Annotated in this window: 20 protein-coding genes; 2 read left to right on the forward strand and 18 right to left on the reverse strand. The window is 33.1% G+C overall.

Annotation, left to right across the window (positions count from 1 at the left end):
- Positions 1-4 precede the first annotated feature (4 nt).
- The 4 genes from AC0LWJ_RS08275 to AC0LWJ_RS08290 form a co-directional block, all read right to left on the reverse strand.
- Positions 5-1,276, reverse strand: a complete 1,272-nt coding sequence (locus tag AC0LWJ_RS08275) for a double-cubane-cluster-containing anaerobic reductase (RefSeq protein WP_474238806.1) — start codon at positions 1,274-1,276, stop codon at positions 5-7.
- Between the two features lie 118 nt (positions 1,277-1,394).
- Positions 1,395-3,617, reverse strand: coding sequence for a formate dehydrogenase subunit alpha (gene fdhF / locus AC0LWJ_RS08280; protein ID WP_503031425.1), 2,223 nt, complete (start codon positions 3,615-3,617; stop codon positions 1,395-1,397).
- Positions 3,618-3,742: 125 nt separating this feature from the next.
- Positions 3,743-4,561, reverse strand: coding sequence for an acyl-CoA dehydratase activase (locus AC0LWJ_RS08285; RefSeq protein ID WP_474239271.1), 819 nt, complete (start codon positions 4,559-4,561; stop codon positions 3,743-3,745).
- Between the two features lie 232 nt (positions 4,562-4,793).
- Positions 4,794-5,438: an exodeoxyribonuclease III gene (locus AC0LWJ_RS08290; protein ID WP_474239273.1), complete on the reverse strand. Its 645-nt coding sequence runs from the start codon at positions 5,436-5,438 to the stop codon at positions 4,794-4,796.
- Positions 5,439-5,691: 253 nt separating this feature from the next.
- On the opposite strand from AC0LWJ_RS08290, the gene rlmD reads away from it, so the two are divergent.
- The gene (gene rlmD, locus AC0LWJ_RS08295) at positions 5,692-7,050 is read left to right on the forward strand and encodes a 23S rRNA (uracil(1939)-C(5))-methyltransferase RlmD (RefSeq protein WP_474239275.1); all 1,359 of its coding nucleotides are present in this window, start codon (positions 5,692-5,694) and stop codon (positions 7,048-7,050) included.
- Between the two features lie 105 nt (positions 7,051-7,155).
- Here rlmD and AC0LWJ_RS08300 read toward each other — a convergent pair whose 3' ends face one another.
- Positions 7,156-8,493 (reverse strand): sensor histidine kinase, encoded by a 1,338-nt coding sequence (locus tag AC0LWJ_RS08300; protein ID WP_474239277.1) that lies wholly within the window; start codon positions 8,491-8,493, stop codon positions 7,156-7,158.
- 1 nt (position 8,494) lies between these two features.
- Positions 8,495-9,166, reverse strand: a complete 672-nt coding sequence (locus AC0LWJ_RS08305) for a response regulator transcription factor (protein ID WP_474239279.1) — start codon at positions 9,164-9,166, stop codon at positions 8,495-8,497.
- Positions 9,167-9,335: 169 nt separating this feature from the next.
- Between AC0LWJ_RS08305 and AC0LWJ_RS08310 the strand changes: the two genes are divergently transcribed.
- Positions 9,336-9,824: a DUF2680 domain-containing protein gene (locus AC0LWJ_RS08310; protein ID WP_474239281.1), complete on the forward strand. Its 489-nt coding sequence runs from the start codon at positions 9,336-9,338 to the stop codon at positions 9,822-9,824.
- A gap of 60 nt (positions 9,825-9,884) precedes the next feature.
- Here the strand turns inward: AC0LWJ_RS08310 and AC0LWJ_RS08315 are convergent, their stop codons facing one another.
- From AC0LWJ_RS08315 to AC0LWJ_RS08370, 12 genes are all read right to left on the reverse strand, one after another.
- Positions 9,885-10,490, reverse strand: a complete 606-nt coding sequence (locus AC0LWJ_RS08315; RefSeq protein WP_474239283.1) for a lysophospholipid acyltransferase family protein — start codon at positions 10,488-10,490, stop codon at positions 9,885-9,887.
- Positions 10,491-10,666: 176 nt separating this feature from the next.
- A complete protein-coding gene (locus AC0LWJ_RS08320; protein ID WP_474239285.1) occupies positions 10,667-12,019 on the reverse strand; it encodes an MATE family efflux transporter in 1,353 nt (450 codons plus the stop codon).
- Between the two features lie 235 nt (positions 12,020-12,254).
- Entirely contained in the window at positions 12,255-12,689 is a 435-nt protein-coding gene (locus AC0LWJ_RS08325) for a protease complex subunit PrcB family protein (protein WP_503031426.1), read from the reverse strand.
- A gap of 76 nt (positions 12,690-12,765) precedes the next feature.
- Positions 12,766-14,178, reverse strand: coding sequence for an RNA-guided endonuclease TnpB family protein (locus AC0LWJ_RS08330; RefSeq protein ID WP_474239289.1), 1,413 nt, complete (start codon positions 14,176-14,178; stop codon positions 12,766-12,768).
- Positions 14,179-14,315: 137 nt separating this feature from the next.
- A complete protein-coding gene (locus tag AC0LWJ_RS08335; RefSeq protein WP_474239292.1) occupies positions 14,316-15,800 on the reverse strand; it encodes an AAA family ATPase in 1,485 nt (494 codons plus the stop codon).
- Positions 15,793-16,320 (reverse strand): hypothetical protein, encoded by a 528-nt coding sequence (locus tag AC0LWJ_RS08340; protein WP_474239294.1) that lies wholly within the window; start codon positions 16,318-16,320, stop codon positions 15,793-15,795. The genes AC0LWJ_RS08335 and AC0LWJ_RS08340 overlap by 8 nt, the downstream gene beginning before the upstream one ends.
- Positions 16,321-16,381: 61 nt before the next feature.
- The gene (locus AC0LWJ_RS08345) at positions 16,382-17,023 is read right to left on the reverse strand and encodes an MjaI family restriction endonuclease (RefSeq protein ID WP_474239297.1); all 642 of its coding nucleotides are present in this window, start codon (positions 17,021-17,023) and stop codon (positions 16,382-16,384) included.
- The gene (locus tag AC0LWJ_RS08350) at positions 16,971-18,311 is read right to left on the reverse strand and encodes a DNA methyltransferase (protein WP_474239299.1); all 1,341 of its coding nucleotides are present in this window, start codon (positions 18,309-18,311) and stop codon (positions 16,971-16,973) included. The genes AC0LWJ_RS08345 and AC0LWJ_RS08350 overlap by 53 nt, the downstream gene beginning before the upstream one ends.
- A gap of 141 nt (positions 18,312-18,452) precedes the next feature.
- Positions 18,453-19,508 (reverse strand): Mrp/NBP35 family ATP-binding protein, encoded by a 1,056-nt coding sequence (locus tag AC0LWJ_RS08355; protein ID WP_474239302.1) that lies wholly within the window; start codon positions 19,506-19,508, stop codon positions 18,453-18,455.
- A 151-nt stretch (positions 19,509-19,659) separates the two neighbouring features.
- A complete protein-coding gene (locus AC0LWJ_RS08360; protein WP_474239304.1) occupies positions 19,660-20,682 on the reverse strand; it encodes a hypothetical protein in 1,023 nt (340 codons plus the stop codon).
- A gap of 68 nt (positions 20,683-20,750) precedes the next feature.
- On the reverse strand, positions 20,751-21,572 hold the full coding sequence (gene rsmA / locus AC0LWJ_RS08365) for a 16S rRNA (adenine(1518)-N(6)/adenine(1519)-N(6))-dimethyltransferase RsmA (protein WP_474239351.1): 822 nt from the start codon (positions 21,570-21,572) through the stop codon (positions 20,751-20,753).
- Positions 21,573-21,611: 39 nt separating this feature from the next.
- A complete protein-coding gene (locus AC0LWJ_RS08370) occupies positions 21,612-22,619 on the reverse strand; it encodes a resuscitation-promoting factor (protein WP_474239306.1) in 1,008 nt (335 codons plus the stop codon).
- Between the last annotated feature and the right edge of the window lie 103 nt (positions 22,620-22,722).

Raw genomic sequence — 22,722 nt, forward strand, 5'->3', positions numbered from 1 at the left:
CCACCTACTTAAGCATTTCGATAAAAGCTTCAACCCTTGTCTTTATCTGCTGAGTATCATTTTCGGTGTAATCAGATTCAATCAAAAGGATTGGAATATTTTTTTCCTCCAAAGCTTTTTTAACATTATAATATTCAACTGCATAAGGAGTGCAAAATTGTAAATTATATCCAATTACCCCGTCAACTTTATATTCATTAATTAACCTCAGTATATCTTCAATTCTTTTAGTGTTTGGAGTAAAACAAGCACAATTTGTTTCAAGATACCTTTCTGCTAAATTTTTTATCATCTCATCTAATGTAGTACCATTTTCATTAACAAGATTTTCAAAATACCTTGTACCCGTACATGTTTCTTCACATACCACTGCTGCCCCACTTGTTTCCACAATATGATGAAGTTTCCAATTGGGAAGTGCCATTGGAGTTCCAGTAATCAGAATCCTTTTTGCATCTTTTTCAAAGACCCCTTCCCCTTTCCTTATTCTTTCATCCAATTCATCACATAATACATTCACTTTTTGGGTAAACCGTTCAGGGTCATCATAAAAAGCTATTTGACTAATCAAAAGGACATCTTTGCCGCTAATAGGTACAGGATTTTGTTTCCTTAGTTCATAAAGTCTTTTTAAAGCCTTCCTTTTATTGTTTATCATTTTAATTGAACTTGCAAGCATATCATTTGAAACCTTGATTCCTGTCAAACTTTCTAACTTATTTTTCAAAAGATTAAGCTCATTTTCCCATTCTTTGTATTCCTGCTCTCTTTTCATTTGCGGTAAATTCATAACATATATCTCAATTGATTTATTTAATATCTCCCATACTTTTTTCTTACCATCACAGGTTGTTTCACCTATTAGTATATCACTACATTGGAAAAATGGACAAGTCTTTGAAAGTTTTGCACCTGTAAAGGATTTAATCAACGGACACAAATTTTTTGGTAAAACCTTTTCTCCATCTGGAACCCAAAATTGAGAACCTCCACAAAGACCTATACTTACGGCATTAGCAGCAAAAACCAATTCATCAGGCACATAGACACAGAAGGTGCCAACAACCTTTTTGCCTTTATTTCTTAACTCCACAAGCTCCTTAGGACGTAATCCGTGTATCGAGGAAACAACTAAATTAAAATAATTCATCCCTTCCGGTCTATTTTTTTGCGACAGATATACATCTTTAAAAAAATCCGGAAGAATCGCCATTAATTCATCATGTCTGTCTATATCTATATCAAGATATTTCCAAAGTTCATAATAATTTGACATTATAATACTTCCCCTTTTTATTTATTTTGTTCATCTAATCAATATAACTTAAATCTTTTAAAAATACAGATGAACATTAAAATAAACAATTGCAAAATGGTCCAAAATTAGATTTATTTTATTTCACTGTAGGTATCTTTAAAATAATATCTTTTCCTAATTCAACATTATATTTTTCTTTTTTCTCTTCCAAAATAGCTTGTGCCTCAGACGGAGTTATTTTTTCAATTTTTGCAGCTCCTACCTTGTATTCAGGTATGCCACAAATAGGATCACAAACCGTATTTGTAAGCTCATTACTGCAAGCCTCCCAGTAATGGAAGGTCATAAAGATTGTACCTTTTGGTACCCTTTCTGTTTTCCAAGCCCTTGCAGCTACATAACCACGCCTTGTGGATATTTTTATAAAATCTCCATCATTAATTCCAAGTCTTGCAGCATCCAGAGGATTAACCTCAACCTGTTCCTGAGGACCCATTTGATTCAAAATCGGAGATTTGCGTGTCATAGTACCTGTATGATAATGGTATACCCTCCTTCCGGTAGTTAAAACAAGCGGATATTCCTCATCAGGTAATTCGGCTATACTTCCTATAATAACCTTCCCATTCTCTTTAACTTCAAAATCCAGTTTTGTATCAGGATTCCCCGTATTAAACAATATTGAGTATATCTGTGCCTTGCCTGAAGGGGTTGAAAATTTTCCTCCTTTATAAAGGAAAGGTGTACCCGGATGGTCCTCTGTCGGACAAGGCCATTGAAGCCCTCTATTATTATCCAACCGCTCATAACTCATGCCTCCGAATTTTTCCGGAACCAATCTGCGTATTTCATCCCATATCTCTTCAACATTATTATAACTCATCCCTGTATAACCCATTTTTTCAGCTAATTTACTGAATATCCACCAGTCGAGCTTTGCATTGCCCGGCGGGTCAACAGCTTTTCTGACACGCTGTACACGGCGCTCGGTATTGGCAAAGGTACCGTCTTTTTCTCCCCAGCATGCGGCAGGAAGTACCACATCTGCCAGTCGGGCGGTTTCCGTCAGAAAGATATCCTGTACTACCAAGAGGTCAAGATGTTCAAAAGCATGGCGCAGATGGTCTGAATCCGGGTCGCTCATAACAGGATTTTCTCCAAAGACATATAGCGCACGGACACGATTTTCAAATATCCCATATGGAACCTCTGTCACTTTAAGCCCGGGAGCCGACGGTAACTTGACACCCCATATCTTCTCAAAACGTGCACGGTTCTCCTCTACGTTGACCTTTAAATACCCCGGCAAGTCAGTAGGTAACGCACCCATGTCACAAGCTCCTTGAACATTGTTCTGACCTCTTAAAGGGTCTACACCGGTTCCGGGACGACCTATATTACCGGTGATTAACGCTAAGTTTGCACAATCAACTACATTCCCTGTTCCATGGCTGAACTGTGTGATACCCATTGTATACAGGATAACCGCAGCTCCTGCCTTTCCATATATACGTGCTGCCTTTACCAAATCTTTCTGAGGAATCTCTGTAAGCTTTTCAACATACTCCGGCGTGTATCCCTCCACCGCTTTAACCAGTTCTTCAAAACCTACGGTATGCTCCTTTATAAAATCTGTCTTAACAAGACCTTCCTTGATGATTACATTAATCATTCCATTTATAAGGGGTATATTATACCCACTGGGTACCCTTAACCAAATATCTGCTTTGTTAGCCATCTCCGTCATACGGGGGTCTGCCACAATAAGCTTAGCACCCCGTTCCTTAGCCTTTAATACACAACTGGCTATTAATGGATGGCATTCAGACGTGTTTGAACCGATTATAAAGATAACATCTGAATAAGCACTTATTTCAGGAATTGAATTCGTCATTGCCCCGCTGCCCAGTGTCATCGCCAGCCCGGCGACTGTGGATGCATGACACAGGCGGGCACAGTGGTCTACGTTATTGGTACCCATCACCGCCCTTGTAAACTTTTGAGCCATATAATTGTCCTCATTGATGGACCTTGCTGAAGAAAAAAGCGCAAAGGCATCAGGTCCGGATTCCTGTTTGATTTGTTTAAGACGACCGGCAACGTAATCCAGTGCCTCATCCCATGAAACCGGGACAAGCGTGCCATCTTTTTTAACCAAGGGAGATGTTAAACGGCGAGGATCGTGAACATAATCATAGCCAAAGTATCCTTTGATACATAATTCCCCTTTATTAACAGGGTGAAGATTATCTGGCTCAACACCAACAATTTTTCCATTTTCGATATTCAGATAAAAGTTACAACCACAACCACAGTAAGGACATGTTGTCAAAACTTTTTCTATTTTATCTTTCTTCATAACAATACCTCCTTTCTCATTTTTATACGATTATACCACAACCTCTGATAAAATTATTTGAATATTAATTAATTTTATCAGAAATGATTAATCTATAGTTTTTTTCTATAGAATGAAAAATCTTTTCAAAATCTTAGATTTTTATATTCTTTTTTTGTTTTTTTAATTTCTTCTAAGGCAAGAATTGCCCCACCTAAAGCCCCTATTATCTGAGGCTCTTGAGGTATATATATGTTCTCTTTTAATCTATGTTCAATAGCCTTAACAACTCCTTTATTTTTTGCAACGCCCCCTGTCATTATATAAGCTGATTTTCTGCCAATTTTGTCAAGTAAGGAAATTGTTTTATTTGCAATTGAATCATGTAATGCTTTAATTATATCAGCCTTTTTTTTGTTTTGAGAAATAAGAGAGATTACCTCTGATTCCGCAAATACTGTACAAAAACTAGTAATATTTATTTTCTCAGTTGCTTTCTTAGCTTCCTCTCCCATCAAATCTATGGGAATTTCTAAAGCTCTTGCCATAACTTCGAGAAATCGTCCTGTTCCCGCTGAACATCTATCATTCATAACAAAATCCTCAACATCGCCTTTTTCATTAATCCTTATTATCTTACTGTCCTGACCTCCTATATCTATTACTGTTCTTATGTTATTATTTAGATAAAAAGCCCCTTTTGCATGACAAGTTATTTCCGTAATCTGTTTGTTTGCAAAAGATATGTTTATACGTCCATATCCTGTTGAAACAATATATGAGATTTCTTTTTCTGCTATACCCGCACTATCCATAGCTTGCAAAAAGGCTTTATTAGCACTGTTCAGTATCGATGCACCTGTTGGTACAATACTATATGATAGAATTTCAACATTTTCATCAAGTATAACAACATCAGTGGACAATGAACCACTATCAATTCCTGCTGTTATTATTTTATTCATATAGAAAACCCTCCTTTAATAATATTTGTCTGATCTGAATTGAAGGAACTCTTCTTCCTCTTTATAAAAACAAGAGTTTAATTTATATATGCAATACTATAGGACAATGGTCTGAACCATAAACATCTGTAAGTATATCTGCAGACTTTATATCATTTATAAGATTATCAGAAACAAAAATATAATCAACCCTCCATCCGATATTTTTCTCCCTTGCATTAAATCTATAGCTTCACCATGAATACTTAATTTCATTAGGATGAAAATATCGAAATGTATCAATATATCCGTGTGAAATAAACTTATCTATCCATTCCCTTTCTATCGGAAGAAATCCTGAATACCTTTCATTTGACTTTGGATTTTTTAAATCTATTTCCTTGTGGGCGGTATTAAAATCACCACAAATAATTAATTTCTTCCCTGCCGCCTTGAGCCTGTCAGAATAATCAAGTGTTGCATCATAAAAATCCATTTTGTATTTTAATCTCTCATCACTCATTTTTCCATTTGGAAAATATATATTTAAAAGTGTGAAATCCATGTATTCTGCAATAATAATCCTTCCTTCCCTGTCAAAACAGTCAATGCCAAATCCGTATTTTACCGATCTAAGCTTTTCTTTAGAATATAATCCAACACCGCTATATCCCTTTTTAGCGGCATGACTCCAATATGAATGGTATTCATCTATTTTCCTAATAGCGTCATTTAGTTGCGCCTCCTGCAATTTTGTTTCTTGAACACATAAAATATCTGGTTTACACTCCTCCATCCATTCTTTCATTCCTTTTTTTAAAGCAGCCCTTAACCCATTAACATTCCATGAATATATTCTCATTTTTCTCCCCCTTATCAATAATGCTTTCAAATCCATGTTAGTCCCCCTTACTTTAACTGTGAAAACATCTCCCTTGATTCACATAAAATTACTTTACATGATATTATAAATTCTACATAATTTATTGTAAACCTCCTTTGTTGTAAGAATTTTAACAAAAATTTATTGTTCTTTTAAGCTTATTCACCACCCTTGCCTCTATGAAATACATAAACAGCATACAAAAATATCTCTATATTTTTTTGCTGTATAACAGTATAATAATTGTGTAAAGAGGGAGGTATTTGAATTGCAGGATATAAAAGCAGGAAAAAAATACGAGGTATGCATTGATAATATGGCTCACGAAGGACAGGGAGTCGGCAGGATTGAAGGAGTTGCTGTCTTTGTAGAAGGAGCTTTAACAGGTGAAAAAATAATTGCTGAAATAGATAAGGTTTCTAAAAATTACGTAATAGGTCATGTAAATCAAATATTAGATAAATCCCCTGATAGAATACAACCTTTGTGTCCTTATGCAGAAAAATGCGGGGGTTGTTCTTTGCAGCATCTAAGTTATAAAGGGCAGTTAAAATACAAAAAACAAAAGATTAAAGATGATTTGGAAAGGATAGGAAAAATACAGGCTAAAGTCCATGAAACCATAGGAATGGAAAAGCCTCAAAGGTATCGAAATAAGGCGCAGTTTCCGGTTGGAATGGTTGAGGGAAAAACTGTAACCGGTTTTTATACTCCCCGCTCTCATGATATAATTCCTATAGAAAGCTGCATGATACAGCATGAGATTAGCGATAACATTGCAACAATTATAAGAAATTGGATTAAAGAATATGGTATATATGTATATGATGAAAAAACAGGAAAAGGATTGATAAGGCATGTAGTTACAAGAGTTGCATTTAAAACAGGTGAAGTCATGGCTGTTATCGTAATTAACGGAAAAAATATTCCTTGCAAAAAACAATTAATTCATGCTTTAAAGGAAGATATAAAAGGGCTTAAAAGTGTAGTGCTAAATATAAATACCAAAAGAACAAATGTCATTATGGGAGAAAAAAATATAACCATTTACGGAAGCGACAATATCATTGATTATATAAATGATATAAAATTTGAAATATCACCTTTATCTTTTTTTCAAGTAAATCCTGTTCAAACAGAAGTTTTATACGGAAAAGCGCTTGAATATGCCGATTTAAACAGAAATGAAACGGTAATAGATGTTTATTGCGGGATAGGTACCATATCGCTCTTTGCAGCACAAAAGGCATCATTTGTTTACGGCATAGAGGTTATCCAACAAGCAGTAGAAGATGCTAAAAGAAATGCCAGAATAAACGGCATCAAAAATGTAGAATTCATCTCAGGAGAGGCAGAAAAAATAATGCCTGAATTAGCAGGTAAAGGAATCAAAGCAGATGTGATTATAATGGATCCCCCGAGGAAAGGCTGCAACATCTCTGTACTTGAAGCAGTTGTAAAAATGAATCCCGAAAAAATTGTATATGTTTCTTGCAATCCTTCAACACTTGCAAGGGATTTAAAATATCTTGAAGACAATAGCTACAAAACGATAGAAGTACAACCTGTTGACATGTTCCCGTTTACATATCATGTTGAGTGCGTAGTAAATCTACAAAGGAAATAGGACAAGGGGACAGGTTATTTGTCCCAATTAGGACAGGGGGACAGGGACTTGTCCGATAAAAAAACATGGCAAGCGAAATGTCCCCTTGCCACCCTTGCCATTGCCCTATCTCGCTTTTAATGTAAAATAAAATGTTGTGCCAGTACCTTCCTCACTTTCAAATTTAAATTTGCTGCCGTGTAAATTTAATATTTCTTTTACAATTGCAAGTCCTAGCCCTGTACCTGATTTATTACCTTTATAATATCTCTCAAATATATATGGAAGATCTTTTTCAGGTATTCCACATCCTGTATCAGATACTTTTATCAGTACGTATTTATCCTCAATAGAGCTTCCAATGCTGATATTACCGTCTTTGATGATACTGTTAATTGCATTGCTTATAATGTTTATAAACACACGTTTAATCATTTCCCTATCTGCTATAACATTTATTTTAAGGTTATCAAGATTAATATCAATATTTTTTTCAGAAATCTGTATTTCAAAAATATTGAGAATTTCAAAAACCAGATTTTCTAAATTAAATATTTCCTCTTTTATTTTTACCATACCTGATTGTAATTTTGAGAGTTGAAGTACATCGTCAACAAGATTTGACATCCTTTCTGTTTCATTTATCATCGTATTTAAATATTTTTCTCTTTTTTCCTTGTCATCACCATAATAATCAAGGAGCATCTCTGAATATCCTCTTATAAGCCCCAACGGTGTTTTTAAATCATGGGTTATGTTCGCGATTAAATCCTTTCGGAATTTATCAGTTATTGATAATTGTTTTGCCATCGAATTCATTGACTTTGCAAGCTCCCTTAGTTCGTCATCATTATTGTAATCTATTTTAATATCTAAATTACCTGAAGCTATTTCTAAAGCAGCATTTTTTAATATTTCTATCGGCTTTGTAATTTTTTTTGATATAAATACCGACATCAGCAATGTTGCTGTAATAGTAATCAAAGAAATAAACCAAAACTCCTTTTTAAAGATATTGACAGTATCGCTGATTGTTGATATTGGAATGCTCATTATTAATATTGCAGGTTTATCATTGTATGAAAACGACCTTAAAATTGACAAATATTCAATATGTAAACCTGGATGTACATATCTTATTACTTTAACGCCACCATCTGTATTTAAAAGGGTTTCCGGTATTCCAATGCCTTTTCCATTTCCCTTGTTTCCAGAAATTATTATATTATTATCTGATATTGCAACAACACGGGCATTTGATTTGTCTATTAATTCACTTATTAGCCCCTCATCCTTGTTGCCAATAGCATCGACAATTTTTTGGCTGTAATTTTTAAGCTGGTTGATTTTATAATATGAGTAAATGTCGTTTATAAATGCTACTTGTGTCAACCAAAACAAAGTCAATATCATGCCTGTAATCAATATATATGATACAAAAAGTCTTTTACGTATTCCTTTCAATTTATTCACCATCCAGCTTATAACCTATTCCCCACACGGTTTTTATCAGTTTTCTCTTTTCACCAAGTTTTTCTCTCAATTGCTTTATATGGGTATCAACAGTTCTCAAATCACCGTAGAAGTCATATCCCCATATATCATTAAGGCATTTTTCCCGTGATGCCACTTTCCCTTTGTAGTCCATTAATAGTTTTAAAAGGTCAAATTCTTTGGGAGTAAGTTCTATTTTTTTACCGTCTATTGTAACTTCCCTTGAGCTTGAATCTATGATAATTCCCTTGTATTCCATTTTTTCAATATCGCTGCTGCCTTCAAACCTTGTCAGTATTGCTTTTATTCTTGCAATAACTTCTTTGGGACTGAAGGGCTTTACAACATAGTCATCAGCGCCCAGCTCAAATCCCAGAAGTTTATCGTATTCTTCGCTGCGGGCTGTTATCATCATTACAGGCACTTTTGATTTTTCCCTTATAGTTTTTAAAATACTCCAACCGCTTATATCTGGCAGCATTATGTCGAGAAGAACGATACTGATGTTGCTGTTATTATTAAAATATTCAAGACCTGCTGTACCGTTTTCTGCTATTAAAGCTTCATAGCCGTTATTTGTTATATATGTTTTTAAAATATCGCGGAGTCCTTCTTCATCTTCAATGACAAGAACTTTTTGCATAATTACAGCACCTCCTGTATTTAAGTTTAAATATTTTTGATGAGATTTACAATATGTTAAATAAAGTTTCACAAATTCCTCACAATTTCATAAATGTTACGTCAAATTCATTGGTTATTATATAACTGTAACATAAATAAAAAATAAAATTTGAAAGGAGTTGTTCTTTATGAACATCAAAAAAACAATTGCGATAGTGGTAACAGGAGGTGTCCTTCTGTCAGGAGTAGCTGCATATGCAGCAACGACAACTAATGCAGCAAATCCTGCTAATCAGAAACAGATATCTTCAACAGCACCGAGATATGGAAGGATGCAAAACGTAGATTTTCTTGCAAAACTTACAGGAAAGTCGACAGATGAAATATTAAAACTTATGCAGTCAGGTAAGACAATGGCCCAAATAGCTGAGGAAAACGGAGTAACGCTTGACGAATTCAAAAAGGCCATGTTGAACCAGAGAGAGTCATATATAGACCAGATGGTTAAAGATGGTAAGATAACTCAAGAAAATGCTGATTCAATTAAAAAGGCAATTGAGGAAAGAATAAATTCATGTGATGGTATAGGTTACAAAGGTGCAGGAATGGGAATGAGTTTTGGCCGTAATAATGCTGGACACAGAGGTGCAGGTTTCGGCGCAACAGTTCAACAATAAAAATAGACTTAAACGACGGTTCTTTTGTCTAAGACAAAAGAACCGTCCCCTGTGATTTTATTATATATCATCCTTCATCAATTTATTTAGATTATTAACAATCAATTTTGTCATACATTCAACATTATCTTCAGGACTTATAAGATTTCCTATTTTTACGATAATATTACCTCTATGTGGAATTTTCCTGCCAATAGGTAAAATCTGCCCTGTACCGTATATTGCAACAGGTAATACCGGTATTTTGCTTTTAACTGAAAAAAATGATGCTCCTGATTTTATATTTGCTATTTCACTACAACCTTTAATTCCACCTTCAGGAAATATCATAAGAACTCCGTCATTTCTTAATATTTTCAAGGCACATTTAACTGTTTTTGTAGAACTAATTGTTTTTCTTTTTGTACTTGCTGGTATTGCTCTTAGTTTTTTTAAAATAAACCCTGATACCGGCATGTCAAATAAATAAGCCGCAGAAAAAAATGTTAATTTAAATTTAAATGATGCAATCATAACAAAACCGTCTAATAAACTCAAATGATTTGCTACTATTATTAGCGGTCCTTTTTCTGGAATGTTTTCCCTTCCCTCTATTTTAAGTTTCCATATTGTTATTAACACAATTTTTATAAGAACCTTAAATACATTATAAAAATCAATAAACATATTTCACCTATACCCTTCAAAAATTATCTAAACAGCATCTAATGCATCTTATATATCTTTTTGTTCAGGACTTAATATTGCCTGTATAGTTGTATTACATCAAATAACTTTTTTAATAAATTATTAAATGGAGATAACCATATTGATAATAAATATTATAACACTTCTTACATATATTATTTAGTCTTTGTTGAATTTTCTAATTTATTTATTTCTTTTCTAAAATATATATACATCATACAACCTTCAAAAGCCCATTGTATAGCTGTTACAAGCCATACAGCTACAACTCCTAATTTTAAAACATATATAACAAGGTACATTAAAGGAAGCCTTATAAACCAACTGGAAATTGTAGAAATAATAAATGGAGTTATTGTATTACCACTTCCTTTAAGACCTCCTCCATAAACTATTCCTATAGCCATAAAAGGCTGTTCAATAGAGGCTATCATAAGACAGAGGATCCCAACTGCGATAACATCAGCATCCTTTATAAAAGCTCTCATTAACAAGTGAGGTATTGTCAGAAACAATATAGACATTGTACTCATAATAGCTACGGCGAATATTGCAGCGATATTAGTATATCTTTTTGCACTTTTATAGCTTTTAGCCCCTACCATTCGTCCTGCCATTATCGTTGCTGCAATTGCAAAACCCCACCCCGGCATAACAGATGTAGATTCAATGGTAGTTGTAATTTGATTTGCTGCAAAAGAAACTGTTCCAAGACGCATTATCATAAATATCGAAATAAGCCTGCTTATATCAAAGGCAGCCTCTTGAAGAGAAGCCGGTATTGCAAGCTTAATTATATCTGCAATTATTTTCATTTTTATCTTAAAAATATCTGTTATTTTAATAGAAAGCACTTTAAATCTTTTATAGTAAAATAATATGAAGACAAAACCGGTTATTTGAGCTATCATTGTTGCTATTGCAGAACCTTTTACTCCAAGAGGAGGAAAACCTAATTTACCAAATATTAAAATCCAATCCAATAAAATATTAACAAATATAACTATGGCAGCAACTGTCATAGGTGTTTTTGTATTTTCATGGGCTCTTAAAATAGCATTTAAAATATTCATTATAATGCTGAAAACTATACCAATTGATACGATTCTTATAAAAACTGTACCCATTGATAAAACATTGCCTTGTGCTCCGGCAATTAAAAGAAGCCTATGTGGAAAAATAAAAAGCAAAATTGCAACAGGTATTGCAATAAATATACCTATGAAAATACCATTTATGGAATATGCCTTAGCAGCATCGCAATCTTCTGCTCCACGTTTTCGAGCAATAAAGGAAGTTATACTAACAGCAAGCCCCATCGAGATAAAAATATTTGAAAATGTATACACTATTTCTGATGAAAGTCCCACGGCACTAACACAATCTTTCCCGCCATACTGTCCTACCATCATTGTGTCAATAATCCATACAATCATATATAAAAACATTTCTCCAACAGCAGGTAATGCTAATGTTAGTATTTCTTTTATTTCTTTCTTAATAGACATATATTACCTCCAAATAAAAGTAAAAGTAAAATCACTAAAAATTTCCACTATACGCAAAAAACCAAATATCTCATCATTTATATATCTATTTACAAATACCCCAGAAAAACCATCCTTTATTCCTACCTTTTTTGCTAAAATACTTTCTTGTGGTACACTCTTTTTTAAAAGATATTCTTTGCCCGCTAAGGAATAATTTAAAAAGAAATCCCCTTAATGGGGTTTAAATTAAAATTTATTTAAAAAGCTTGGAGATTTTTGATCGAATTTCAGATATCTCTCCATTAAAAGTAAAACTCTTAATATCATAAGGATTTGTAAATACTTGTGTTACAATCGAACCAGGTTCCGGATTTTTATAAATTACATCGACTTCTAATATTGTTTTGCCTCCACTTCTTACTATCTGTACATCTGAAATATTTACCATGTATCCTCCTGTTCGCATAAGACCTCTTGTAGCTATTATATAGTATGTGTTATCATCTTTTATCAGTTCAATCCTTTGAGAGTTTTTTATACTGTTTAAAACTGGGATTATCCTTTCAGGAGGATTTGTAACACTTTTAAGATTTATTTGAATCACTTCCTCCGAACTAAGATTAAATACCTCTATAAATATTATATTATATTTTTTATCTGAAATTAATCTTACGTGAAGCCTCCCCACCTACGACATTTTGTGTTATAGATGGAGCTTCCTACTGCATTAACAGAAGGACTGCCTGTCATAAATACAGTCTATGTCACACAATAACCACATCGTAGTTTAAAAGCTTAACAAGACTAATTAATGAAGACAGGGTCTGCTGGCTTCTCGCTGCAATCTCAGGAACTTTTGCCTGATACTGCAACCTCTCCTTTTCAGAAAGAGGATTTAAGATTTCACGTATATAGTATCTTGCACCTATGTTATAAGATGCATTTAAATCTGAATGATATTTCTTACCTGTGGAAAATTCGCATAAATCCTTCTTGCCGTTTCTTGTTACTTCTCCTGTTCCATCATATGCTAATGCTGATGAGTTCTTGGGATTAACCCATGATAAACGTATTCCATAGCTGTGTGCCATATCAGCGACCTTGTTCTGTATCTTTCTCTTTGCCCAATATTGAAGTTTTATCCTCATTTTTCGTGCATAATTGCCTTTTGATTTTAATTTTCCAAGATACTCAAATACTATAACATCAGCATTATAATCTACAGCAAATTTGATTATTTGATGTACTGTATCATTGATGATTTGTCTGCTTAGATTGTTTATCTTTCTCCACAGGTTAGGTTTTCTTCCAATGCCCGATATTCTTTGTGCTTTTGCTAATTTATTGATTTCATGAAGCAAACGGTCTTTTTCTATAGGCTGGTTTATAAATAATCTTCCTATGACAGTTCCATCATACTTCATTGCACTGCATACAGCAGAATTGGTCAATCCTGAATCTACAGATATTATTGTTCTGTCTTTAAGCGGTGTTTTGTTTAATTTGGCTGTCTTTTTATATGTGAAATGAAGATAATATTTTCTTCCGCTTTTTACTAACATCGGATTCATTTCTTTGAAATTCGTCATATCCCTATGCTCAAGATTTTTTGTCTTAAATTCTATGTCATGCCATACCCAGTCATTGTTTTTATATACCTTGATTTCCGCTGTATTATCTCCTGTACGCTCAAACATATTGTCTTTGTAGAATACAGGATAAGAATGTCTTTCTTCACCTAATACAGGTGGTTTATCTTTTAATGCCTTGCCTTCTGATTCATATTGTGCTTTTTTTGCAAGATAGTTTTCTAAATTAGATCTATAACTTTTTACAGCACCAAGGGCTTCAGCAGTTGCCGCTCTTCTCAGGTATGAGGGGAATTTATAAAATCTATTGTCAAAGTCATATTTTGCCTTGTTTTTCTTTGTACCGTGTATTAATTTTTCTATGAAGTTTAGCTGTTTTTTTACCGTTGACAGTATTGATATGGTATTCCACTCATTGTTAACTGCATTAATTATATATGATAATGCTTTATTGTATATTGTATATTGTATATTGTATATTGATATAGTATTACCGAAAGATTTATCTGCTGTTTTGATTTTAAATTTTACTGTTTTAATGCATTCCATATCAACACCACCTTTACAAATTTTTTCTTTCTTTATCATAATTATATCATAAAAATTTATTGAAAATTACAGCAGCAATGATGCCTTACTCCACCTACGGTTTCCATTATAGGTGGAGACTGCGGCTACTGTCTTTTTATTCAACTCCTGTTTTTAAATACTCTATCCCAACATAATCAGCATGCTTTTGCATCTTCTTCAATATTCAATATTTCTCTCAATTGAGAACCTGATATAGTCTCTTCTTTGACTAATATATCTGATATTTTGTTTAACTCTTGTATCTTGCCTTCTAATATTTTTCTGACCTTTTTTTCCTGTTTTTCAATTATCCTATTGACTTCTTTATTTATCTTTTCTTTTGAAATATCATCTTTACTTATTACCCCAAGGCTTGAAAGTCCTGTAAAAACAATTTTTTTTGCAATATCTACAGCCTGCTCAAAATCATTAGCTGAACCGGTACTTCTGTTATTTAGGATTAAAAGTTCCGCAACAGTACCTCCTAATGCCACCATTATCTCATGTTCTAACTGCTGTTTTGTATAAATAAGCATATCCTCTTTCTCGGTTTGTCTTACAAAACCCAATGCTTTTCCACGAGGTATGATAGTTACCGTTGCAACAGATTTTGGGTTTACTATCTCACCAACTACCGCATGTCCTGCTTCATGTACAGATACCCTATAAATCTCTTCTTCCGAGGGTTTCCTGTCGGTTTTTTCTCCAAGAATTACCTTGTCAACAGCCTCTAATAGGTGCTTTTGCATTATTTTATCATAACCATCTCTCATTGCAAGAATAGCCGCTTCATTGCAAAGGCTCTCAAGATGTGCCCCGGAAAAGCCAAAAGTATCTTCAGCAATAGCTTCAAGATTTGTACCTTCATCAAGAGGTTTATTCTTTGTATGAATCTTTAATATTTGAAGTCTTCCGCTTTTATCCGGAAGGTCTACGCTAACTTGTCTATCAAATCTTCCCGGGCGCAATAGTGCAAAATCCAGCATGTCAGGTCTATTTGTCGCCGCAATAACAAGAATGCTTATATCATTGTTACTTTTAATACCGTCCATTTCGACAAGTAATTGATTCAATGTTTGGTCATACTCATGATGACTATCGTTTGTTCCTCTCTTTGCACCAAGAATATCTATTTCGTCAATAAAAATTATTGCACTTTTTTTATTTTCTTTCTTAGCAAGGTTTTTGGCGGTATCAAAAAGCTTTCTTACCCTTTGTGCTCCAACCCCTGCGTACATCTCAATAAATTCACTTCCGGATGTTGCAATATAACTTGAATCTGTGTATTTTGCCGCCGCTTTTGCCAAGAGTGTTTTCCCTGTTCCGGGAGGTCCACTCAAAAGTATCCCTTTTAATGGTCTTATCCCCATTTTACATATGCTATCTTTATTTATAATAAAATCCAGTGCTTCTTTTAATTCAGAAATAGCCATATTTTGACCGCCTATATCTTCAAAACTGATTTGAAATTCCGGTTTTACAATATTGGAAGACCCGCTGACTAATCCTTTGTTCTCTAAAAGATATCCCAATAGAAAAATCATACCTCCGATAAAGAGTATTGGAGTCATATTAATGCCCAGAAGCGAAACAAATATAATAAGTGCAATGCTTATGCCGATTATAACTTCTTTAACCATTTTGATTATCCCCCTTTGCTATCTCACGTGGAATAATTCTGTATAAATAATTTGAACCATCTCTTAAATCCACATATATATTTTCCCTGTCAATATATATATGTGATAAAGCGCCAACTTTCTCTGCATCATTTTTTATTACCTCGTTCATTTTTATATAGTCACCCTTTTGTAAAGCTTCATAAATTGCAAATTGGCTGTTATAATAAATATTATTCAACTTTCCATCTGTATTGTCAATGATTCGTATATCTATTTTAACAGAATATTTTTCCGTTTTTTTCTCGATTTCCTTGTAAGTTTTCATCAAATCATCTACTCTGTTGAGTTTTATATTTGCGGCATATCCCTGTGCAGCATTTTTAACTATCACTGACTTAACATATTTTACTCCGGAAATATCCTTGGAAATTTTATCCGGAAGCAACTTGCTTTGGTATAACTGAAATGTTCCAAGTAAGATCCCAAATACTATTGCAAATGTTATTAACACAACTTGCCACTTAATTCCCTTAAGCAAAATTCTCCCCTCCAGTAATATGATATACTGAATTATATCATATTATATATATTTTCACAACTTAATTTGATATTGATCCCAACCTATTGATTTCCTTATTTATCTCATCTATTATATCTTTATTATATATCTCTTTCTTTTTGCCATTTTTTATAGAAAATATGATAAATACTCTTCCACCGTATTTCTCTTGAAATTTTTTATGCGTTTTCTCTTGCACATCTTTCCACTTGTAGTCTTCAAATGCATGTTCAAATGATACTGGTTTAATCTGGAGACCTATATGTAAAGAATTATTAATCTTTATGTAAAAATCAACATTGTATAATCTATCCCACTCATCGGGTGCAGGTTCAATAGAACAGCCCAGAATATTTTGGAGTTGTCCGTATATAGTTTGAATTTCAGTCTGATATCCTTCAAACGTCCTTTTTATTACAACGTCTTTAATATATTTTATACAATCATCTTCAGTAACTTCGGTTATTTCAAATTGTATTACTTCCGTTATTTTAGTGTATAATTTTCTGCCAAGGTCCTCTAAATATGATTCTTGATGCACATTATTATAGTAATAATTTTCCCATTCATCTACTGATTTAGGAGAACAATTTCTTATCAATTCGGAAACAGCACCGACAGATTTCTTTTTATTTAGCCCCCACCTGTTCATCGCTTGATTTAATATCCATTCTTTCGCCATTATGAGCCCTCCGATATTTTATAAATTTATCCCTGTATTTGTACTCAAGAGATGTATCTACATCAACTAAATTGCTTTTTATAAGATGCCCATTTATAAAAGTTTTGTCTTTTAAGTATAAATAACATAACAAATTATTATCTTTGTCATATTTTACTGTATCAAATTTTAAAAATACTTTTTTACCCTTTATCATATTTTTTAAAAACTCGATTGCCTCCGGTTTACTTTTAACATTTTCCTTTATGCCCAATAATTTAACTTTTAAATCATTTTCTAATATTAATATTTCGGGACTTGTAATTTTCTTAACAGATAACAGTTTTATATTTTTCCCCGAACTATCATCTATTTTCGAGCCAAAATTTAATTTTTTCGGATCAATTTTTTTATCAAATTTTATAGGATCTTTAAAAATATATGGAAGTTTTTCTATTTCTTCCTTAAAATTCATCCTTAGTTTTTCGTCTTGAATAAATTCAAACTTTGCATCAGAATCAGTATTACAATATTGAATATTTAATTTTTCTTTTATTACAGGCAAAAAATTATGATTAATTTCATATCCAATAGAATTTCTATGTAATAATTTAGCCGCTAAAGATGTCGTTCCGCTGCCAAGAAACGGGTCTAATACCGTATCGCCTACAAAGCTAAACATTTTTATTAATCTGTATGGCAATTCAAGAGGAAACATAGCCAAGTGTTTATCCTGCTTCTCGCCAGGAAAATTCCAATGTCCTGTAAAATATTGGTTCCATTCTTCTTTTGTTAATTTGGATTTTTCTTTTATGTCTTTTGTAACTTTTGGTGCATTCCCATACTTTTTAAAAATTAAAATAAATTCATAATCAAGTTTTAAAATTCCATTTCTCGGATAAGGATACGATCCCATAACAGTGGCACCGCCAGTTGTATTGCATGTAGTAACTTTTTGCCAAATAATTGCCCCCATATAATCAAATCCAATTGTCTCGCAAAATTTTATTATTTCAGTTCTTATCGGAATGATTTTATACCTTCCATAGTAAACGGACCGTGCAAATTGATCTCCAATGTTAATACATAATCTGCAACCATTGTGCAGAACTCTGTAAGTTTCTTTCCAAACTAAATTTAAATTATTTATATATTCCTCATATGTATCATCATAACCTATTTGTCCATTGCTGCCATAATCTTTTAACTGCCAGTATGGCGGCGATGTAATAACTAAATGTACAGATTCATCCGGTATTTTGCTCATTTTACGTGCATCACCAATTATAATCTTATGTAAAGTATTCACAAGTTCTTCCTCCTGATTAAAAATTTACTATGCATGAAAAAGCTTTTATATAAATTAATTATAACATAATATGATAAAAACAAATTCAAAAAACTGATTGTAAATGAAAAGACCTCCATTTTGGAGGCCTCTAATTTATTCCTATTTAATCGGCTTTACCCTTTCAACCACCTTTTTGGCAAGGTCGGTATAATATTTCGACTGTTTGCTGTCTTCAAATGCCACAGGCATTCCTGTATCACTTTTTTCCCTTACCTGTATATCAATCGGAATTTTTACAAGTATATCTGTCGATAATTCCTTTGATAATTTCTCTGTTTCACCTTCACCGAATATATTATATCTTTTATGGCAATCAGGACATTCAAAATATGACATATTCTCAACAATTCCTATTATATCAATATTCACTTTTTTTGCCATGTGTGCAATTCTCCCGGCAACGTGGGAAGCAGAAGATTGCGGTGTTGTTACAAGGAGGAAATTTTGTTCCGGTATCTTTTGCATTATAGTAAGCGGAACATCGCCTGTCCCGGGCGGAAGGTCAAGAACCATATAATCAAGGTCGCCCCAATACACATCATTCATAAACTGTTCTAATACATTGCCAAGCAGTGGTCCTCTCCATATAAGAGGGGTATCTTCATCAGCAAAGTTACCCATTGAAATTACTTTTATTCCATATTTTTCAATTGGAATTATCATATGTTCATTCAATGCATAGGATTTTTGTCCTACAATACCCATTAATCTTGGAATACTAAATCCCAATACATCTGCATCAATAAGACCTACTTTATATCCAAGCTTTCCAAGAGCAACAGCTAAATTCGCTGAAACGGTAGATTTACCAACACCACCTTTGCCGCTTCCAACAACAATTACATGAGTATTTTCAAATAACGGCTTTTTCTCTTTCTCCATATTTTGCGCAAGTCTTTGCCTTTCTTCTTCTGTCATTGCTCCCATATTAACAACTACCTCAGATACACCTTCTAAAGCAGAAAGTTTCTTTGTAACATCTTCTTTTATCTTGCTTTTTAACGGACATCCTTTAATTGTTAGCTTAATATCAACTATAACCTTTTCACCTTGTATGTCAATTTTATCAACCATATTTAAATCGACAATATTTTTCCCAATTTCCGGGTCATTTACTTCTTTTAGTGCATTTAAAACCTGTTCTTTTGTAATCACAATATAAGCCTCCTTATTTTTATCATTTGCTTTTTATTATAATACATTATGATATTAAATAAAAGCCTCTTTAAAGATTAAATTTGTCAAAACTAATCTTTCTTCTTGTTTATTAAAGCCCTATGATATAAAAGCGTGTGCTACTACGCTTTTATATCATAGGTGGGGGTGTAGGTCCATTCGGTACTGCAATTTGCCCCGTTTTAGCATCAATATGCAATAACCAATATCCTTCATCATGGCTGCCTCTCATATTTTCTTTTATAGGTTTCCAGTAGACAAATCCTGTCATGCCGCTGAAAGGTTGATCTGACAGGGTAAAAAAACCAGGCATCCCATATATAATATATTTCAACTTTCCCCTATCGTCATTTGCAAATCCTACAAGATAATGGTCATAATTACCATCTCTGTAACTCGTATTTACTCTCCACCATCTATATCCTTTAAAATCTTTTTCAAATGGATGAACTTCATCAAGATAGTTTATGATATTGTTAACATACTCTCTCAAGTATTTTATATATCCGTTATTACCTCCCTCATCTCCAATTTCAAAACCTTTGCTTTTCTTGACGGTATTTTCAACTTTTGTAGACCCATCTGGAATTTTATCAGTTACAATAAATTGAGTTTCTGTTTCTTCGTTAAAATTATTTTCTTCAACTTCATCTTTCGAATCCTTAACTTCTTCAACCTCTTCAAATGACAACTCCTTTGGTTCATTAATATTATTATCATTTTTTATCTGTAATTTCTTATATAATGTTTTCCAATTAAATCTCCTTTTATCCAATATACTTGAGAGTGGAATTAATTTTTCCCTTCCAATATCAGCTTCAACAAACATCACCGACAACTCCTCTAACTTTGTGCCTGTATTTTGAATATTATCCGCATCAAATGTCCATTCTGCACCTCCCCTTCCTTTACTGTCTATCCTTATCGCCCCAAAATCCACTACTACAGGTATATCATAATCCTTGAAAGCTTTGATATTATACGTAAATTCAGGATTGAGATTTTGAAAAGAAGCCGTTATTCTTCCCTTATTGCCCCTTGTTTCTACTTTAAGATAACCTGATAATTCTTTATCTTCATCAAATGCGCACCCTTTCTCTTCCTCCTGAAACATTACATAGGTTCTTTTGTATATATTCCTTTTTAACGGCATTTTATAATATCCCCCTTATTTCAAATATACTTTTAGCAATATATATTATGAAAATTTGGGGATTAATATTACATATTCATTATATCAAAAATTATATTTGTAAGATCGGCAAATTTCTCTATTGAAACTGTTTCTCCTCTTTGTTTTTCATTAATTCCACATCTTCTAAGAGCTTCTAAAATTATATTTTTCCCAAGTCCAATTGAATTTAAAGAATTGCTTATAATTTTCCTTCTCTGCCCAAATGCTGCTTTTACAATCCTGAAAAATAGTTTCTCATCTTTTACAGAAACAGAAGGGTTTTTAAGCAGGTTAAGCTTTATAAGTGTTGAACTGACTTTAGGTCTTGGAATAAAAACCTCCGGCGGTAAACTAAATAATATTTCAGGCTTTGCATAATACTTAACTGCAATAGTTAATACACCATATTCTTTACTGCCTGGAAGTGCACATATCCTATCAGCCACCTCTTTTTGTATCAGTATTGTTATTTCCTCAATTAATTGAGATTGTAATAAATACATAATTATATAAGAAGTAATATAATAAGGTAAATTCGCTACTACTTTGCATTTATTCCCTTCAAAATATGTATTAATTATATCTTTTAAATTTACTTCTCTTATATCTTTATTAATGATTATTATATTATTAAAGCCTTTTACATTCTCATTTAACTTTAGAACAGCCTCTTTATCAATTTCAAATGTTACAACCTTTTTCACCCTTTTAGCCAATTCAACTGTAAGTGTACCAAGTCCGGCTCCGATTTCTATTACATTATCATCCAAATTTACACCTGAGTAATCAACAATCTTAGCCAATATATTTTTATCCATTATAAAATTTTGCCCCAGACTTTTTTTAGTATCAAATCCTCTTACTCTCACTTTCATCACCTCAAAAAACAAGACAGGCTTTAAACCTGTCTATTTTAATATATATACATTTACAGTACGTCTTCCCCAGTTACATGACTCCTCGCTTGAGGGAAAGAACACATCAATTATATTCCCCTTAATCGCACCTCCTGTATCTGCAGCAACGGCAGGTCCATACCCCTCTATATATAATCTGGTCCCTATGGGTATAACGTTTGGATCTACTGCAACTATCCCTCTACGCACCCATGCTCCTGTAGCTGTGATACTTCCTGTACTATAGTCATAAGCGGTTGCAACCATGGTTTTCATTTCACGATATCTAAAACTTTCTCCCCTTGATGTCGTAATCAAACCAAGTGTACCAACCTGAACTATTTTTGTTACAGGATTTTGTAATATGGTTTCATTTACCACATTTCTGGCAACTTCTTTACCATCTTCATAAATTAATTTTAATGTTATTTGTTTTTTACCTGTCTGTCCCTCCTGAATAACATTTGTTTGTCCTCTTAGCATATCATCATTTGTCTTGGTTTCTGTTGAAAATGGTATATCTTCCTCCTGTGTTAGTAATTTTTCCTTTACCCTCGTTATTACTACATCCATTCCTTTGTATGTGCTACTATCAATAGGCATACTGATTTTATCATATGAACCCAATACAATTTTATTCTCTTTTAAAACGTCTTTAAGTTTTGGTGCAGCTGTATATAATATTCGATTTTTCCCATCCACATGAATTGTAATTGGAAATGCCCTTTTAATGGTAATCTTCATGCCCTGCCTTAATTTAGAATCCAATGAGGGTAATACTAAATCCTCCCTCCTTAGAGCTATATGTTTGTCATTTAACAAGTCTTTTACTGTATTTTGAAATGTTGTAACAACCGTTGATTTGCCATCATCTACTACTGTAACCTGTTTCTTCAAGTTAACGTATACAGCAATACTTATTACTAAAATCACCAATGCAGCCAATGTTAGAACAGCAGCCGGTTTTTTTATTACATTTTTTGATTCGACCAGCCACTTTCTAAGGTTGCCTTTATTCATTGCAAAACCTCCTAATATTTTTATTGGGGAGTCTTTTATAATTTTAAAGTACTTTATTGTATTTGTCAAATATTTTGATAATATTTAACTTTTTTGATATATT

The organism is Aceticella sp. 75b-Ac (assembly GCF_056032965.2).